This is a genomic window from Pseudomonas sp. FG98, assembly GCF_057808595.1.
In genome coordinates, this window is sequence record NZ_JBMDIJ010000019.1 from 39,706 (window position 1) to 55,979 (window position 16,274).

The following is a 16,274-nucleotide window of genomic DNA, read 5'->3' on the forward strand; positions in this document are numbered from 1 at the left end:
GGGCTGACATGACCTCACAGCAGTACCTAACCCGGTTGCCTTGCGGCAACCGGGTTCTTGACCTTTCTCGTACCCATGTCATGGGTATCCTCAATATCACTCCGGATTCCTTCTCCGATGGTGGGCGCTTCACCCAGCGTGATGCAGCCTTGCGCCATGCCGAGCAGATGGTTGCTGCGGGTGCCACGCTGATCGATGTCGGTGGCGAGTCCACGCGCCCTGGTGCGCGTGTGGTCACTGCGCTTGAGGAGCTCGAGCGCGTCGCGCCGGTCGTTGAGGTGCTGAATCGCGAGCTGGATGTGGTTATCTCCGTGGATACCTCGACGCCAGCAGTCATTCGTGAGTCGGCTCGCCTGGGGGCTGGACTGATCAACGATGTTCGCTCCCTGTCGCGGGATGGCGCTCTGGATGCGGCCGCATCCACCGGCTTGCCGGTGTGCCTGATGCACATGCGCGGCGAGCCCGGAAACATGCAGGACGACCCGTACTACGAGGATGTCACTGCTGAAGTGGGCGGCTATCTTGAAGAGCGTATGGCTGCCTGTGCGGCGGTGGGAATCGGGGCAGAACGGATTGTTCTCGATCCGGGATTCGGCTTTGCGAAGACCCTGGAGCATAATCTGAGCCTGTTCAAGCATATGGAACGCTTGCAGCGCCTGGGGCGCCCTTTGCTGGTGGGCGTTTCACGCAAGAGCATGATCGGCCTGACCCTCAATCGGCCAGTAAACGAGCGGATGTACGGCAGCCTGGCGCTGGCTGCCTTGGCGATGACCAAGGGGGCGAGCATTCTGCGTGTTCATGATGTCGCCGAGACCGTCGATGTCGTACGCATGATCGCCGCGGTACAGAACGCCGAATAAAGAGTGACGGAGCATTTATGAGCAGAAAATATTTTGGTACCGACGGCATTCGTGGCCGTGTCGGGGAATACCCGATCACGCCTGATTTCATGCTCAAGCTCGGCTGGGCGGCGGGCATGGCCTTCCGCAAGCAGGGCAACTGCAGGGTCCTGGTCGGCAAGGACACGCGTATTTCCGGGTACATGTTCGAGTCGGCCCTGGAGGCCGGTCTCTCTGCGGCAGGCGCCGACGTCATGCTGCTCGGTCCGATGCCTACGCCGGCCATTGCCTATCTGACGCGCACCTTCCACGCCGAGGCTGGCATCGTGATCAGCGCTTCGCACAATCCGCACGACGACAATGGCATCAAGTTCTTCTCCGGCCAGGGCACCAAGTTGCCTGATGAGGTCGAACTGATGATCGAGGAGTTGCTCGACCAGCCCATGACCGTGGTCGAGTCCAGCAAGATCGGCAAGGTTTCGCGGATCAACGATGCGGCAGGTCGTTACATCGAGTTCTGCAAAAGCAGCGTTCCGAGCAGTACCAGCTTCTCCGGTCTCAAGCTGGCCATCGACTGTGCCCATGGCGCTACCTACAAGGTCGCTCCCAGCGTATTCCGCGAACTGGGCGCCGAGGTGACGGTTCTGGCCAACCAGCCGGACGGCCTGAACATCAACGAGAACTGCGGTTCCACGCACATCGAGTCGCTGCAGGCGGCGGTCCTGGTGGGGCATGCCGATCTGGGCATTGCCTTCGATGGCGATGGTGATCGCGTGCTGATGGTCGATCATACCGGTGCCATCGTCGACGGTGATGAGTTGCTGTTCATCATCGCTCGCGACCTGCATGAGCGCGGCAAGCTGCAAGGTGGTGTGGTCGGGACCTTGATGAGCAATCTCGGCTTGGAGCTGGCGCTGAAGGACCTGGAAATTCCCTTCGTACGAGCCAAGGTGGGTGACCGCTATGTGATGGCCGAGCTGCTGGAGCGCGACTGGATTATCGGTGGCGAGAACTCCGGGCATGTCGTGTGCTGCAGCCACACCACGACCGGTGACGCGATCATCGCTGCGTTGCAGGTGCTGATGGCGCTCAAGCGCCGTGGCGAGACCCTGGCACAAGCGCGGCAGGCTGTGCGCAAATGCCCGCAGGTGTTGATCAACGTGCGCTTTGGTGCGAGCAAGGTCGACCCGCTGGAGCACCCGTCGGTCAAAGCTGCGTGCGAGCGTGTCACCGAGGAAATGGCTGGGCGCGGTCGGGTGTTGTTGCGCAAGTCCGGAACAGAGCCTCTGGTGCGTGTGATGGTCGAAGGCGACGATGAAAGTCAGGTCCGTGGCCATGCCGAAGCCCTGGCAAAACTGGTAAGTGAAGTTTGCGTTTGATTTACGCTTGCCAGTGATGATTTGGTTGGGTAACATCTGCGCCCACTTTGACCCACGAGGTAAAGCATGCGTCGCCCAATGGTAGCTGGTAACTGGAAAATGCACGGTACCCGCGCCAGCGTCGCTGAGCTGATCAAGGGCTTGAGTGATCAGGTTCTGCCGAGCGGTGTCGATGTCGCGGTGTTCCCACCGAGTCTGTTCATCAACCAAGTGGTCGATGGCCTTCAGGGCAAATCGATTACGGTAGGTGCTCAGAACTCCGCGGTAGAGCCCCAGCAGGGTGCTCTGACCGGAGAGGTGGCAGCGAGTCAGTTGATTGATGCCGGTTGCAAGCTGGTGTTGATCGGTCACTCGGAGCGACGTCAGATTCTAGGTGAGCAGGATTCGGTCCTGGTCAAGAAGTTCGCGGCAGCACAGTCCTGTGGGCTGAAGCCAGTGTTCTGTGTAGGGGAAACCCTCGAAGAGCGCGAAGCGAACAAAACGCTCGAAGTAGTAGGGCGTCAGTTGGCAAGCATCATCGACCAACTGGGTATTTCTGCTTTTGCAGATGCGATTATCGCCTATGAGCCTGTATGGGCCATCGGCACCGGCCTCACGGCCACTCCGCAACAAGCGCAGGATGTGCATAAGGCCATTCGCGAGCAGTTGGCGGCTAGTGATCCAGAAGTTGCGCAACATACGCGGCTTCTATACGGCGGCAGCGTGAAGGCGGCCAATGCGGCTGAGCTGTTCGGCATGCCGGATATCGATGGGGGGCTGATTGGTGGGGCCTCCCTGAACGCAGACGAATTCGGTGCAATTTGTCGCGCCGCAGGAAACTGAAAAATGCTGGAAACAGTTGTTGTCGTTCTTCATCTGTTGGGCGCACTGGGTTTGGTAGTGCTGGTTCTGCTGCAACAGGGTAAAGGTGCGGAAGCGGGTGCATCTTTCGGCGCAGGTGCTTCAAATACTGTGTTCGGAAGCCAAGGTTCTGCTACCTTTCTGAGTAAGTTTACTGCTATACTAGCTGCCTCTTTCTTCTTAACTGCTCTTGGGTTAGGATACTTTGCTAAAGAGAAAGCTCATCAGCTGACTCAAGTAGGGTTGCCAGATCCAGCAGTGTTGGAAGTGCAGCAGAATAAACCGGCAACAGATGATGTACCGGTGCTCCAGGGGCAACAACAGAAGAGCGAAGCTGGTAACAACAGCGATGTTCCTCAGGCTCCAGAGCAGAAGTAACGGGTTTCAAAGTAGTATTGCCGAGGTGGTGGAATTGGTAGACACGCAACCTTGAGGTGGTTGTGCCCATAGGGTGTAGGGGTTCGAGTCCCCTTCTCGGTACCAATTGAAGTAAGGAAGCCCGCATTAGCGGGCTTTCTTGCAGGTGGAGGTTGATTGACCCTCCCAGGGTTCGGTCGTATACTTTCGCCCCAGCTTTGTCGCGGGGTGGAGCAGTCTGGTAGCTCGTCGGGCTCATAACCCGAAGGTCGTTGGTTCAAATCCAGCCCCCGCAACCAGTTTTAGCGGAGCCCCTTTTCAGGGGCTTTTTGTTAGCTAAACAGTTCTCAGGCGCCATATTCCACGGCGCATTTCATGATGGGCGCTTGCCCATTTTTTATTTGCACAGCATGCACGAGGGGGTTCAGGTGTCGAGCAAGCTAGAACAGTTGCAGGCCTTGTTGGCCCCGGTAGTCGAAGCGCTTGGCTATCAATGCTGGGGGATCGAGTTCATCTCTCAGGGCAAGCATTCGGTACTGCGTATCTATATCGACAAAGAGGACGGCATCCTGGTGGACGATTGCGAAGTCGTCAGTCGCCAGGTCAGTGGCATTCTGGATGTTGAAGATCCCATCAGCACCGAATACACCCTTGAAGTCTCCTCTCCTGGCATGGATCGCCCGCTGTTCACCCTTGAACAGTTCGCTTCGCATGCCGGTGAACAAGTGAAGATCAAGCTGCGTACGCCCTTCGAAGGTCGTCGTAACTTTCAAGGCCTGATCCGTGGTGTGGAGGAGCAGGATGTCGTGGTCCAGGTGGACAATCACGAGTTCCTGCTGCCGATCGACTCGATCGACAAGGCCAACATTATTCCCAGTTTTGACTGAGACATGCCGGAGCTGCGGTTGACGCGGTTCCAATGGCTTGCGAAAGGCGAGGCGTACGATGAGCAAAGAAGTACTGCTGGTTGTTGAGTCGGTATCCAATGAAAAGGGTGTACCGGCAGGCGTGATTTTCGAAGCGCTGGAAGTGGCCCTGGCTACTGCAACCAAAAAACGTTTTGAAGACGAAGTGGACCTGCGTGTGGAAATCAACCGCCACACCGGTAACTACGAGACCTTCCGTCGCTGGACCGTGGTCGAGGACGAGGATCTGGACGACCCGGCGATCGAGCTGGCGGTAGACCAGGCCCAGGCCAAGAAACCGGGTGCGGTCGCTGGCGAGATCATCGAAGAGAAGATCGAGTCCATCGAGTTCGGTCGTATCGCTGCCCAGACCGCCAAGCAGGTCATCGTGCAGAAGGTTCGCGAAGCCGAGCGCGCACAGGTGGTCGATGCCTATCGCGAGCGTCTGGGTGAAATCATCTCCGGTACCGTGAAGAAGGTGACCCGCGACAACGTCATCGTTGACCTGGGCAACAACGCCGAAGCACTGCTGGCACGTGAAGACATCATTTCCCGCGAGACTTTCCGCGTCGGCGTTCGCGTTCGTGCGCTGCTCAAGGAAATCCGTACCGAAAACCGTGGCCCGCAGCTGATCCTGTCGCGTACCGCACCGCAGATGCTGATCGAACTGTTCCGCATCGAAGTGCCGGAAATCGCCGAAGGCCTGATCGAAGTGATGGCCGCATCCCGTGACCCGGGTTCCCGCGCCAAGATCGCCGTCCGTTCCAAGGACAAGCGTATCGATCCACAAGGCGCCTGCATCGGCATGCGCGGTTCGCGCGTCCAGGCCGTTTCCGGCGAGCTGGGCGGCGAGCGTGTCGACATCGTGCTGTGGGACGACAACCCTGCGCAGTTCGTCATCAACGCCATGTCGCCGGCCGAAGTGGCGGCGATCATCGTTGATGAAGACGCTCATGCGATGGACATTGCCGTAGCTGCCGACAACCTGGCCCAGGCCATCGGCCGTGGTGGCCAGAACGTGCGCCTGGCGAGCCAGCTGACCGGCTGGACCCTGAACGTGATGACCGAATCGGACATCCAGGCCAAGCAGCAAGCCGAAACCGGCGACATCCTGCGCAACTTCATCGAAGAGCTGGAAGTCGACGAAGAACTGGCCCAGGTGCTGGTCGACGAGGGCTTCACCAGCCTCGAAGAAATTGCCTACGTACCGCTGGAAGAAATGCTCAACATCGATGGCTTCGACGAGGAAATCGTCAACGAGCTTCGCGCTCGTGCCAAGGACCGCCTGTTGACCAAAGCCATCGCTACCGAGGAAAAACTGGCAGACGCCCACCCGGCCGAAGACCTGCTCTCGCTTGAGGGCATGGACAAGGACCTGGCAGCGGAACTGGCGGTGCGCGGCGTGGTTAACCGCGAAGACCTGGCCGAGCAGTCGATTGACGACCTGCTCGACATCGACGGCATCGACGAAGAACGTGCCGGCAAGTTGATCATGGCCGCCCGAGCCCATTGGTTCGAGTAAGCAGGCTGGCCTGAGGAGAGAAGTGCATGACGCAAGTCACGGTGAAAGAACTGGCCCAAGAGGTCGCTGCACCGGTAGAGCGCCTGCTGCAGCAGATGCGTGAGGCAGGTCTGCCGCACACCGACGCCGGTCAGCTGGTGAGCGATAGTGAAAAGCAGGCTCTGCTGACCCATTTGAAGAGCAGCCACAAGGCGAAAGTGGAAGAGCCGCGCAAGATTACCTTGCAGCGCAAGACCACCAGCACCCTGCGTGTTGCCGGCAGCAAGAGCATCAGCGTAGAAGTACGCAAGAAGAAGGTTTTCGTTCAGCGCAGCCCGGAAGAGATCCAGGCCGAGCAGAAGCGTGAACTGGAAGAGCGCCGCGCCGTGGAAAATGCCGCGCGCGAGAAGTCCGAAGCCGAAGCGCGTCAGCGCGCCGAGGAAGAAGCCCGTCGCCAGGCTGCCGAGAAGCCTGTGGCTGCTCCAGTCGCTGCGGCGCCAGCTCCGGCTGCACAGCCAGTGGCTCAGGCTCCTGCTCCGGCTGCCGTCGAGGCTGCGGCTCCTGCTCCGGCCGGCGAGCGCAAGAAAGACGACAACCGTCGCAACGATCGTGCCCGTGACGACGACCGTCGCGGTGGCGAGCGTCGCAACGAAGCGCCGCGCGTTTCGGTCAAGGTCAAGGAGAAGGAAAAGGCTCCGACCCCACGTGCTGCCCCACGTACTACCGACGAAGAAAGCGATGGCTTCCGTCGTGGCGGTCGTGGCAAGGCCAAGCCGAAGAAGCGTAACGCTCATGGTTTCCAGAACCCGACCGGTCCGGTTATCCGCGACGTGACCATCGGCGAAACCATCACCGTTTCCGAACTGGCACAACAGATGTCGGTCAAGGCCGCTGAAGTCGTCAAGTTCATGTTCAAGCTGGGCACTCCGGTGACCATCAACCAGGTGCTCGACCAGGAGACCGCTCAGCTGGTCGCCGAAGAGCTGGGCCACAAGGTCACCCTGATCAGCGACACCGCCCTGGAAGACTCCCTGGCAGAATCGCTGAAGTTCGAAGGCGAGAGCGTTTCCCGTGCGCCGGTTGTGACCGTCATGGGTCACGTCGACCACGGCAAGACCTCGCTGCTCGACTACATCCGTCGTGCCAAGGTTGCTGCTGGCGAGGCCGGTGGTATCACCCAGCACATCGGTGCCTACCACGTGGAAACCGACCGCGGCATGGTCACCTTCCTCGATACCCCGGGTCACGCCGCGTTTACCGCGATGCGTGCCCGTGGTGCCAAGGCGACCGACATCGTGATCCTGGTGGTTGCGGCGGACGACGGCGTGATGCCGCAGACCGTCGAGGCCGTCCAGCACGCCCAGGCTGCCGGTGTACCTCTGGTCGTTGCGGTGAACAAGATCGACAAGCCGGGTGCCGACCTCGATCGCATCCGCAACGAACTGGCCGTCCACGGCGTGACCTCCGAGGACTGGGGTGGCGACACTCCGTTCGTCAAGGTTTCGGCGAAGATGGGTACCGGTGTCGACGAACTGCTCGAAGCCGTTCTGCTGCAAGCCGAGATCCTCGAGCTCAAGGCCATGCCGAGCGCTCCAGGTCGTGGCGTGGTGGTCGAATCGCGTCTGGACAAGGGCCGCGGCCCGGTCGCTACCGTGCTGGTTCAGGACGGTACCCTGCGTCAGGGCGACATGGTCCTGTGCGGTTCCAACTACGGCCGCGTCCGCGCCATGCTCGACGAGAACGGCAAGCCTGTTAAGGAAGCCGGCCCGTCGATCCCGGTCGAGATCCTCGGCCTGGATGGCACCCCGGATGCTGGTGACGAACTGAGCGTTGTGGCCGACGAGAAGAAAGCCCGTGAAGTCGCCCTGTTCCGTCAAGGCAAGTTCCGCGAAGTCAAACTGGCTCGCGCGCATGCTGGCAAGCTGGAAAACATCTTCGAAAGCATGGGCCAGGAAGAGAAGAAGACCCTCAACATCGTCCTCAAGGCCGACGTTCGTGGTTCTCTCGAAGCTCTGCAAGGCTCCCTCGGTGGCCTGGGCAACGACGAAGTACAGGTTCGCGTGGTCGCCGGCGGTGTCGGTGGTATCACCGAGAGCGACGCCAACCTGGCGCTGGCTTCGAATGCGGTCCTGTTCGGCTTCAACGTGCGTGCCGATGCCGGTGCGCGCAAGATCGTCGAGCAGGAAGGTCTGGATATGCGTTACTACAACGTGATCTACGACATCATCGAAGACGTCAAGAAGGCCCTGACCGGCATGCTCGGCAGCGATGTTCGCGAGAACATCCTGGGTATCGCCGAAGTGCGTGACGTGTTCCGTTCGCCGAAGTTCGGCGCCATCGCCGGTTGCATGGTCGTGGAAGGTACGGTCTACCGTAACCGCCCGATCCGCGTACTGCGCGAAGACGTGGTGATCTTCGAAGGCGAGCTGGAATCGCTGCGCCGCTTCAAGGACGATGCCTCCGAAGTCCGTAACGGCATGGAGTGCGGTATTGGCGTCAAGAGCTACAACGACGTCAAGATCGGCGACAAGATCGAGGTCTTCGAGAAAGTCCAGGTGGCTCGTACGCTCTGATGCGCGAGCTTGGAAGCGCCAGGCCGGCGGCTGCAAAGCCCCGCTGGATGCTCTGAACGCAACGCCCGGTCAGGCTTCATGCCTGACCGGGCGTTTGCCGCTTTAGTTACAGGTAGCAAGACATGGCAAAAGAATATAGCCGTACCCAACGCATCGGCGATCAGATGCAGCGCGAGCTGGCCCAACTGATCCGTCGTGAAGTGAAAGATCCGCGTGTCGGCCTGGTGACCATCACCGCCGTCGACGTCAGCCGCGATGTTGGCCATGCCAAGGTGTTCATCACCGTCATGGGCCAGGAAGGTGACGATGCGATCCAGCAAAGCCTGAAGGTCCTCAACTCCGCAGCCGGTTTCCTGCGCATGCAGCTCGGTCGCGAAATGAAGCTGCGCAGCGTGCCGCAACTGCATTTCCACTATGACGAAAGCGTCAGCCGCGGTGCCCACCTGTCGGCCCTGATCGAGCGCGCCGTTGCCGAGGACAGCCTGCACCAGAGCGCCGACGCTCCGGACAGCGACAAGGAGTAACCGGTGGCCCAGGTCAAACGCATCCGCCGTAACGTCAGCGGCATCATCCTGCTCGACAAGCCGCTGGGGTTCACCTCCAACGCCGCGTTGCAGAAGGTCCGCTGGCTGCTCAATGCCGAGAAGGCCGGTCACACCGGCAGCCTCGACCCGCTGGCCAGTGGCGTGCTGCCGCTGTGCTTCGGCGAAGCCACCAAGTTCTCCCAGTACCTGCTCGATTCCGACAAGGGTTACGAGACGGTCATGCAACTGGGACAGACCACCAGCACTGCGGATGCCGAAGGCGAGATCCTGCGCACCCGCGACGTGACCGTTGGTCGCGCGGATATTGAAGCGCTGCTGCCACAATTCCGTGGTGAAATCAGCCAGATACCGCCGATGTACTCGGCGCTCAAGCGTGATGGCCAGCCGTTGTACAAACTGGCTCGTGCAGGGGAAGTAGTGGAGCGTGAAGCGCGTTCTGTTACTATTACCCGCTTGGACCTGCTGGAGTGCGAAGGCACTCGGGTTCGCCTGTCCGTCGGTTGCAGCAAAGGCACCTACATCCGCACCCTGGTCGAGGATATCGGCGAGGCTCTGGGCTGTGGCGCTTATGTCGCCGAACTGCGCCGGACCCAGGCCGGACCGTTCGAGCTGGCCCAGACCGTGACCCTCGAAGAGCTCGAGGCGGCTCATGCCGAAGGTGGCAACGAAGCGATCGACCGCTTCCTGATGCCATCCGACAGCGGTCTGCAGGACTGGCCGTTGCTGCAGTTCTCCGAGCACAGTGCTTTCTACTGGTTGCATGGTCAGCCAGTACGTTCGCCGGACGCGCCGAAATTCGGCATGGTCCGCGTTCAGGATCACAACGGTCGCTTCATCGGTATCGGTGAAGTGAGCGAAGACGGGCGCATCGCGCCGCGTCGACTGATTCGGTCGGAATGATCGAAACCGTCAGTGCAGGGCCCAGGCCAGGTACTGGTGGACACGAGGGTGGCTGTCAACAGGCATGGTCACACCTCATTTTCTTAAATACAGGGCTTGTCCCTGGCCTGTTGGAAGCCTTCGGGTTTCCGTTGATTTGGAGAAAGCCAAATGGCACTCAGCGTTGAAGAAAAAGCTCAGATCGTTGCCGACTATCAGCAAGCCGCCGGCGACACCGGTAGCCCGGAAGTGCAGGTTGCTCTGCTGACCGCCAACATCAACAAGCTGCAAGGCCACTTCAAGGCCAACGGCAAGGACCACCACTCCCGTCGTGGTCTGATCCGCATGGTAAACCAGCGCCGCAAGCTGCTGGACTACCTGAAAGGTAAAGACACCACCCGTTACAGCGCCCTGATCGGTCGTCTGGGTCTGCGTCGCTAATAGCGGCCTGACCAGTGGTGTGCGCGGCGTGCTGCGGTCGTCGGCCGGGGGCTTCGGTTCCTCGGCAGGTGAACGCACCCCGCGTATCCGAGAGGTTGGTTGGCTGTTCCGCCGGAGCGCTTTGCGCGAGGGCAGGGCAGGCTCCCAACCTCTAGTTTTATCTGGACGGTCAATGGGGCCGATTCCCCGTTCTGCCCAAGAATTCGCAAGAAACCAGTTCCCCCAAGTAACTGAAAAAAGGTAGGAAACCGTGAACCCGGTAATCAAGAAATTCCAGTTCGGTCAATCGACCGTAACCCTCGAGACGGGCCGTATCGCTCGTCAAGCATCCGGCGCTGTGCTGGTCACCGTCGACAACGATGTCACCGTGCTGGTGACCGTGGTCGGTGCCAAGCAGGCTGATCCTGGCAAGGGCTTCTTCCCTCTGTCCGTGCACTACCAGGAAAAGACCTACGCTGCCGGCAAGATCCCTGGCGGTTTCTTCAAGCGTGAAGGTCGTCCTTCCGAGAAGGAAACCCTGACCTCGCGCCTGATCGACCGTCCGATCCGTCCGCTGTTCCCTGAAGGTTTCATGAACGAAGTGCAGGTCGTCTGCACCGTCGTCTCCACCAGCAAGAAGACCGATCCGGACATCGCTGCGATGATCGGTACCTCGGCTGCCCTGGCTGTCTCCGGCATTCCGTTCGAAGGCCCGATCGGCGCCGCTCGCGTTGCCTTCCATGAAAGCACCGGCTACCTGCTGAACCCGACCTACGAGCAACTGGCTGCCTCCAGCCTGGACATGGTCGTGGCCGGTACTTCCGACGCTGTTCTGATGGTTGAATCGGAAGCCAAAGAGCTGACCGAAGACCAGATGCTGGGCGCCGTACTGTTCGCCCACGACGAATTCCAGGCCGTCATCCAGGCCGTCAAGGAATTCGCCGCCGAAGCCGCCAAACCGACCTGGGACTGGAAACCAGCGGTTGCCAACACCGAACTGCTGAACGCTGTTCGCGCTGAATTCGGCGACGCCGTTTCCCAGGGCTACACCATCACTGTCAAGGCCGACCGTTACGCTCGCCTGGGCGAACTGCGCGACCAGGCCGTCGCCAAGTTCTCCGGCGAAGAGGGGCAGCCTTCGGCTTCCGAAGTCAAAGATATCTTCGGCGAAATCGAATACCGCACCGTTCGCGAAAACATCGTCAACGGCAAGCCACGCATCGACGGCCGCGACACCAAGACCGTTCGTCCTCTGAACATCGAAGTTGGTGTTCTGCCGAAGACCCACGGTTCCGCACTGTTCACCCGTGGCGAGACCCAGGCCCTGGTCGTTGCGACCCTCGGCACTGCCCGTGACGCACAGCTGCTGGACACCCTGGAAGGCGAGAAGAAAGACCCCTTCATGCTGCACTACAACTTCCCTCCGTTCTCGGTGGGCGAGTGTGGTCGCATGGGCGGTGCTGGCCGTCGCGAAATCGGTCACGGCCGTCTGGCCCGTCGTTCGGTCCAGGCCATGCTGCCAGCCGCTGACGAATTCCCGTACACCATCCGCGTGGTATCGGAAATCACCGAATCCAACGGCTCCAGCTCCATGGCTTCGGTCTGCGGTGCTTCCCTGGCCCTGATGGACGCCGGTGTACCGATGAAGGCGCCGGTTGCCGGTATCGCCATGGGTCTGGTTAAAGAAGGCGAGAAGTTCGCCATCCTGACCGACATCCTGGGTGACGAAGACCACCTGGGCGACATGGACTTCAAGGTTGCCGGTACCGCCAAGGGTGTTACCGCGCTGCAGATGGACATCAAGATCAACGGCATCACCGAAGAGATCATGGAAATCGCCCTGGGCCAGGCCCTGGAAGCGCGCCTGAATATCCTCGGCCAGATGAACCAGATCATCGCCCAGTCCCGCAGCGAGCTGTCGGAAAACGCGCCGACCATGATCGCGATGAAGATCGACACCGACAAGATCCGTGACGTCATCGGTAAAGGCGGCGCGACCATCCGTGCCATCTGCGAAGAAACCAAGGCTTCGATCGACATCGAAGACGACGGCTCGATCAAGATCTTCGGTGAAACCAAGGACGCGGCCGAGGCAGCTCGCCAGCGCGTACTGAGCATCACCGCCGAGGCCGAGATCGGCAAGATCTACGTCGGCAAGGTAGAGCGCATCGTCGACTTCGGTGCCTTCGTCAACATCCTGCCGGGCAAGGACGGCCTGGTGCACATCTCGATGCTGAGCGATGCCCGCGTCGAGAAAGTCACCGACATCCTGAAGGAAGGCCAGGAAGTTGAAGTACTGGTACTGGACGTGGACAACCGCGGCCGTATCAAGCTGTCCATCAAGGACGTGGCTGCTGCGAAGGCTTCGGGCGTCTAAGTCCGGCTTTCGAAAAAAAGGATCCCCTCGGGGATCCTTTTTTTATGCGCGCGAATTGCTGGAGCCGCTTGCATCTTGCATGCGCAATCAGGCGGCAACTTGCAAATTGCACGATCCTGCAGATTTCTATTTTTTATAAGTTGTTGTTTTTAAACGTATTTTTATTAAGAAAAAACTGGCACAGCCCCTGCAATAACCCTGTTACCCCCTGCAGCCAGGACCTATCGGCGCAGGACTTTTCGAAAAACAGGAGTGTCTCGTATGAAGAAGTTCGCTATTGCTGCTGCCACCGCTACCGCCCTGTCCCTGACCATGGCCAACGTAGCGTTCGCTCAACAGTCCACCCAGGCTCCAATGACCCTCGCAGCCGTTGAGGTGACCAAGGCCAAGGAAGCTACTTCCGATACCTGGATCACCACCAAGGTCAAAGCCGACCTGCTGACCGAGAAAGGCATTCCTGGCTCCGACATCAAGGTCGAAACCAACAAAGGTGTGGTCTCCCTGTCGTCCGACGTAGCCGTAACCGACGCTCAGAAAGACATGGCTGTAGCCATCACCAAGAAAATCAAAGGCGTCCAGGCCGTTTCGGCTGACGGCCTGAAAGCCAACTGATGGATTGTCCCGCTCGCTGATCCTGACGGTTCATGCGACCGCCCAAAGGGACTTGGGCACCCCGAGCCCCGGCCATGCGCCGGGGCTCACCTTTTTGCGGGACGAGGTTATTCGGCGTCCAGATGCAGGGGGGTGATGACACGGCCGTCGGATTCCGCCTGGCCGAGGGTGGCGTCGACGAAGTAGACGCGGTCGTCCTCCAGCTTGCCCTTGTCCACCAGGTAATCCTTGATGCTGCTGGCCCGGGCCTGACCCAACTGGCGCAGCAACACGCTGCTTTCCGCCCAAGTCTTGAGCACGGCATCGCGCATGTTGGCCACGCGCTGCTTGGTGTCCAGCTGTTCCCATTCCTTCGGCGGTTGCTGTTTCAGGCGCGTGCGGTAGATGCCTTCGAGCATGGCCGGCTTGTCGTCGTCCGGCACCTGTAGCAGCGAAGCCTGGGCAGGCACCTTGTCGCCGCGGCGTTGCAGCATCTTGTAGTAAGTGCTCTGGTACTCACGCTCCAGACGCTGCTCGGCGATCAACGGGCCATCGCTGCTCTGTGCGCTGGTACCTTCGATTTCCAGGCGCAGGGCCGGGCGCTCCTTCAGCGCCGCTGCCAGCTTGTCCAGTGCGCCCTGGGTGTCGGCTGCCAGCTCGCTGGAGCCCGGAGCGAAGGCCACGTTGCCGAGATCTTCGGCCCCACCGCCGGCAATCAACCCGCCGATGAACTTGAAGGGGGCCTGTGCCGCGCGTAGCACCAGGTTGCGCAGGGTCTGCCAGACGATCGGCATCACGCTGAACTGTGGATTGTTGAGGTCGCCGGACACCGGCAGTTCGATGGAGATCTTGCCCTCGGTGTCCTTGAGCAGGGCCACCGCCAGGCGGATCGGCAGGTCCACGGCATCCGGGCTGTCGACCTTCTCGCCCAATTGCAGCTGCTCCACCACCACCTTGTTCTCGGCCTTGAGCTGGCCGTTGGTGATCAGGTAATGCAGGTCGAGGTTGAGCCGGCCCTTGCGAATGCGGAAACCGGCGAACTTGCCGGAGTAGGGCGTCAGTGTGGTCAGCTCGACACGCTTGAAGCTGGTGGCGATATCCAGGCTGGCCAGCGGGTTGAAAGGATTGAGTGCACCCTTGATGGTGACTGGCGCATAGCGGTCGACCTTGCCTTTGACGTCGACCTTGGCCGGCACCGGCTGACGGTTGTCGATGGTGCCGATCTGGCCGTTGAGCTGCTGCACGGCGGTGGCGAAGTTGGGTGTCAGGCTGAAGTCGGCGAAGTTGGCCGAGCCGTCGTTGATATCGATCTGGCCAATGCGGATGCCGAGCGGCTTGTCGTTTGCGGCGGCGGTCCTGGCCTGTGGCTTGGCACTCTTGTCGGCCGGTTGTGGAATCAGCAGGTCATCGACGTTGGTGGTGCGATCCTCGTTGATCATGAAACGAGCGTAGGGCTGTTGCAGATTGACCTTGGCGATGCTCAGAGCGTCGCCATGGCGGTAGTCGATGCCATCGAGATCGAGCTGCTGCCATTTGACGAAGTCGCGGTCCTTGATGGTGTCGAGGGTGTGCAACTGGTTGACCCGGGCCTTGCCTGCGACGCTGAAGGCCAGCGGCTCGGTGCTTTTCAGGTCGACGTCGAGGTCGCTGCCGAGCATGCCGCTGCGCAGTTCCAGGCGGATGAACGGGCTGATATAGGCCTGGGCGATGCGCAGGTCGATGTCCTGGGTACTGACCTTCAGCCTCGCCTTGACCGGTGCCAGGTTGACCTCGCCGGAAGCTTGCAGCTTGCCCTGCTTGCCGATGCCACTGTCGAGCTTGAGGGTGAAGGGCGACTGGTTGAGGCTGTCGAAGTTCTGCAGATCGGCGTTCAGCGGGCCGATGTCCAGATTGACCGGTTCTTTCTGTGTGCGGTCGGCCAGGTGAACCCGATAGTTGCGCGCCTGGGTGTCTTTCAGCAGGACCTGCCAGGGCTTGCTCTCCACGGCCTTCTCTTGCGGGGTCGGCTCGGCTGCGGCTGGCTCGGCCTTCTCCTTTTCCGTGGCCTTGGGCGGTTGGCTGGCGAACAGTTTCTGCCAGTCCAGTTGCCCGTCGGCTTCGAGTGCTGCCCAGGTTTCGAGATTGTCGCTACGAATCTTGCCGACGGTGACCAGTTGCTTGGCCAGGTCGATGGACGTCTCGCTGACATCCAGCTTGGCCAGGCGCACCAGCGGGCGGCCATCCGGCGCCTTGATGGCGAAGGAGGACACGCTCAGGGCAGTGTTTTCCAGCAGCAGTTCGGTCTGCTCGCCGAGGCTGAAGTTGTAGTCGCTTTGCAGGTTGTAGGTGCCGTCTTCCAGGACCAGCGGTACGGCATCGCGCACATAGGGCCAGAAGGCCTTCATCTTGGCGTCGGCGATTTTCAGCGAGCCCTTGGAGGCGATCGGCGACAGGCTGAAGCTGCCTTTCCAGTCGATTTCACCGCCGTTCGGCCCGGTGGCCACCAGGGTCATGTCGGTGTTGTCGTCGGGCAGGGTGCTGAGGTTCTTCAGCTCCAGGTTCATCGCGTCGTACAGGAACTCGATCGGTTCGCTGGGGCGTGCGTCCTGGAAATACAGGTAGCCATCTTTCAGTTGAATACTGCCGATGCGCAGGGGAAAGGTGCCGCTGGCCGGCTCTTCCGGCGTGGGCTCGCTGGGCGGCAGCTTGAACAGGTTGGCCAGGTTGAGCTGGCCGTCCTTGGCAAACAGCACTTCGGTGCGCGGCTTGACCAGTTCGACCCGCTCCAGGTGCAGGGCCTTGGTCCACAGGCTGTCCACTTGCAGGTTGGCGTAGAGCTTTTCGAAGGCGATCTGCTCTTTGCCTGGCTCGCCGATCTGCAGGCCCCACAGGGTCAGTTCGAGGCTGAACGGATTGAGCTCGATGCGCTGCAGGTGCGCGGGAGCGGTGGCGTATTGGGCCAACTGCTGGTTGGCGATTCGAAGGGCGACGCCGGGGAGGATGAAAAAGCCGAGAAGGCTGTACAGGGCCAGTGCAATCAGCAAGGCGCCGAGGGCGCGTTTCAATCCTTTGGGCATGTGCGGCATCTG

13 protein-coding genes and 2 tRNA genes are annotated in these 16,274 nt (G+C 60.5%); 14 read left to right on the forward strand and 1 reads right to left on the reverse strand.

The features are described 5' to 3' along the window. The first annotated feature begins 8 nt into the window (after positions 1-8). The 14 genes from folP to ACODSK_RS14555 all read left to right on the forward strand — a co-directional run bounded on the left by folP (position 9) and on the right by ACODSK_RS14555 (position 13,227). Entirely contained in the window at positions 9-860 is an 852-nt protein-coding gene (gene folP, locus ACODSK_RS14490; RefSeq protein WP_489016993.1) for a dihydropteroate synthase, read from the forward strand. Positions 861-877: 17 nt separating this feature from the next. Next, positions 878-2,218, forward strand: a complete 1,341-nt coding sequence (gene glmM / locus ACODSK_RS14495; protein ID WP_489016995.1) for a phosphoglucosamine mutase — start codon at positions 878-880, stop codon at positions 2,216-2,218. A gap of 66 nt (positions 2,219-2,284) precedes the next feature. Then, entirely contained in the window at positions 2,285-3,040 is a 756-nt protein-coding gene (tpiA, locus tag ACODSK_RS14500; RefSeq protein WP_489016997.1) for a triose-phosphate isomerase, read from the forward strand. Positions 3,041-3,043: 3 nt separating this feature from the next. After that, the gene (secG, locus tag ACODSK_RS14505) at positions 3,044-3,436 is read left to right on the forward strand and encodes a preprotein translocase subunit SecG (protein ID WP_489016999.1); all 393 of its coding nucleotides are present in this window, start codon (positions 3,044-3,046) and stop codon (positions 3,434-3,436) included. A 19-nt stretch (positions 3,437-3,455) separates the two neighbouring features. Further along, positions 3,456-3,541 (forward strand) — tRNA-Leu (locus tag ACODSK_RS14510). Positions 3,542-3,637: 96 nt separating this feature from the next. Next, positions 3,638-3,714: transfer RNA gene (locus ACODSK_RS14515), tRNA-Met, on the forward strand. Between the two features lie 129 nt (positions 3,715-3,843). Continuing rightward, the gene (rimP, locus tag ACODSK_RS14520; RefSeq protein WP_009404298.1) at positions 3,844-4,302 is read left to right on the forward strand and encodes a ribosome maturation factor RimP; all 459 of its coding nucleotides are present in this window, start codon (positions 3,844-3,846) and stop codon (positions 4,300-4,302) included. A 58-nt stretch (positions 4,303-4,360) separates the two neighbouring features. Then, the gene (gene nusA, locus ACODSK_RS14525; protein ID WP_042125737.1) at positions 4,361-5,842 is read left to right on the forward strand and encodes a transcription termination factor NusA; all 1,482 of its coding nucleotides are present in this window, start codon (positions 4,361-4,363) and stop codon (positions 5,840-5,842) included. A 26-nt stretch (positions 5,843-5,868) separates the two neighbouring features. Continuing rightward, positions 5,869-8,394 carry a translation initiation factor IF-2 gene (gene infB, locus ACODSK_RS14530; RefSeq protein ID WP_489017001.1) on the forward strand — a complete coding sequence of 842 codons (2,526 nt, stop codon included), beginning with the start codon at positions 5,869-5,871 and terminating at the stop codon, positions 8,392-8,394. Between the two features lie 122 nt (positions 8,395-8,516). Continuing rightward, a complete protein-coding gene (rbfA, locus tag ACODSK_RS14535; protein WP_009404301.1) occupies positions 8,517-8,918 on the forward strand; it encodes a 30S ribosome-binding factor RbfA in 402 nt (133 codons plus the stop codon). Between the two features lie 3 nt (positions 8,919-8,921). Continuing rightward, complete coding sequence (truB, locus tag ACODSK_RS14540; protein WP_489017002.1) at positions 8,922-9,839, forward strand: tRNA pseudouridine(55) synthase TruB; 918 nt, start codon at positions 8,922-8,924, stop codon at positions 9,837-9,839. 150 nt (positions 9,840-9,989) lie between these two features. After that, on the forward strand, positions 9,990-10,259 hold the full coding sequence (gene rpsO, locus ACODSK_RS14545; RefSeq protein ID WP_009404303.1) for a 30S ribosomal protein S15: 270 nt from the start codon (positions 9,990-9,992) through the stop codon (positions 10,257-10,259). A 250-nt stretch (positions 10,260-10,509) separates the two neighbouring features. After that, positions 10,510-12,615 carry a polyribonucleotide nucleotidyltransferase gene (gene pnp / locus ACODSK_RS14550; RefSeq protein WP_489017004.1) on the forward strand — a complete coding sequence of 702 codons (2,106 nt, stop codon included), beginning with the start codon at positions 10,510-10,512 and terminating at the stop codon, positions 12,613-12,615. A gap of 261 nt (positions 12,616-12,876) precedes the next feature. After that, positions 12,877-13,227: a BON domain-containing protein gene (locus ACODSK_RS14555; RefSeq protein WP_489017006.1), complete on the forward strand. Its 351-nt coding sequence runs from the start codon at positions 12,877-12,879 to the stop codon at positions 13,225-13,227. A 107-nt stretch (positions 13,228-13,334) separates the two neighbouring features. Here ACODSK_RS14555 and ACODSK_RS14560 read toward each other — a convergent pair whose 3' ends face one another. Further along, on the reverse strand, positions 13,335-16,262 hold the full coding sequence (locus tag ACODSK_RS14560) for a DUF748 domain-containing protein (protein ID WP_489017008.1): 2,928 nt from the start codon (positions 16,260-16,262) through the stop codon (positions 13,335-13,337). Positions 16,263-16,274: the final 12 nt, after the last annotated feature.

Excerpts from the sequence above, each read along its gene's own strand:
- folP (WP_489016993.1), top strand. The coding sequence starts at position 9 with ATGACCTCACAGCAGTACCTAACCCGGTTGCCTTGCGGCAACCGGGTT.
- glmM (WP_489016995.1), top strand. The coding sequence starts at position 878 with ATGAGCAGAAAATATTTTGGTACCGACGGCATTCGTGGCCGTGTCGGG.
- tpiA (WP_489016997.1), top strand. The coding sequence starts at position 2,285 with ATGCGTCGCCCAATGGTAGCTGGTAACTGGAAAATGCACGGTACCCGC.
- secG (WP_489016999.1), top strand. The coding sequence starts at position 3,044 with ATGCTGGAAACAGTTGTTGTCGTTCTTCATCTGTTGGGCGCACTGGGT.
- nusA (WP_042125737.1), top strand. The coding sequence starts at position 4,361 with ATGAGCAAAGAAGTACTGCTGGTTGTTGAGTCGGTATCCAATGAAAAG.
- infB (WP_489017001.1), top strand. The coding sequence starts at position 5,869 with ATGACGCAAGTCACGGTGAAAGAACTGGCCCAAGAGGTCGCTGCACCG.
- rbfA (WP_009404301.1), top strand. The coding sequence starts at position 8,517 with ATGGCAAAAGAATATAGCCGTACCCAACGCATCGGCGATCAGATGCAG.
- rpsO (WP_009404303.1), top strand. The coding sequence starts at position 9,990 with ATGGCACTCAGCGTTGAAGAAAAAGCTCAGATCGTTGCCGACTATCAG.
- ACODSK_RS14555 (WP_489017006.1), top strand. The coding sequence starts at position 12,877 with ATGAAGAAGTTCGCTATTGCTGCTGCCACCGCTACCGCCCTGTCCCTG.
- ACODSK_RS14560 (WP_489017008.1), bottom strand. The coding sequence starts at position 16,262 with ATGCCCAAAGGATTGAAACGCGCCCTCGGCGCCTTGCTGATTGCACTG.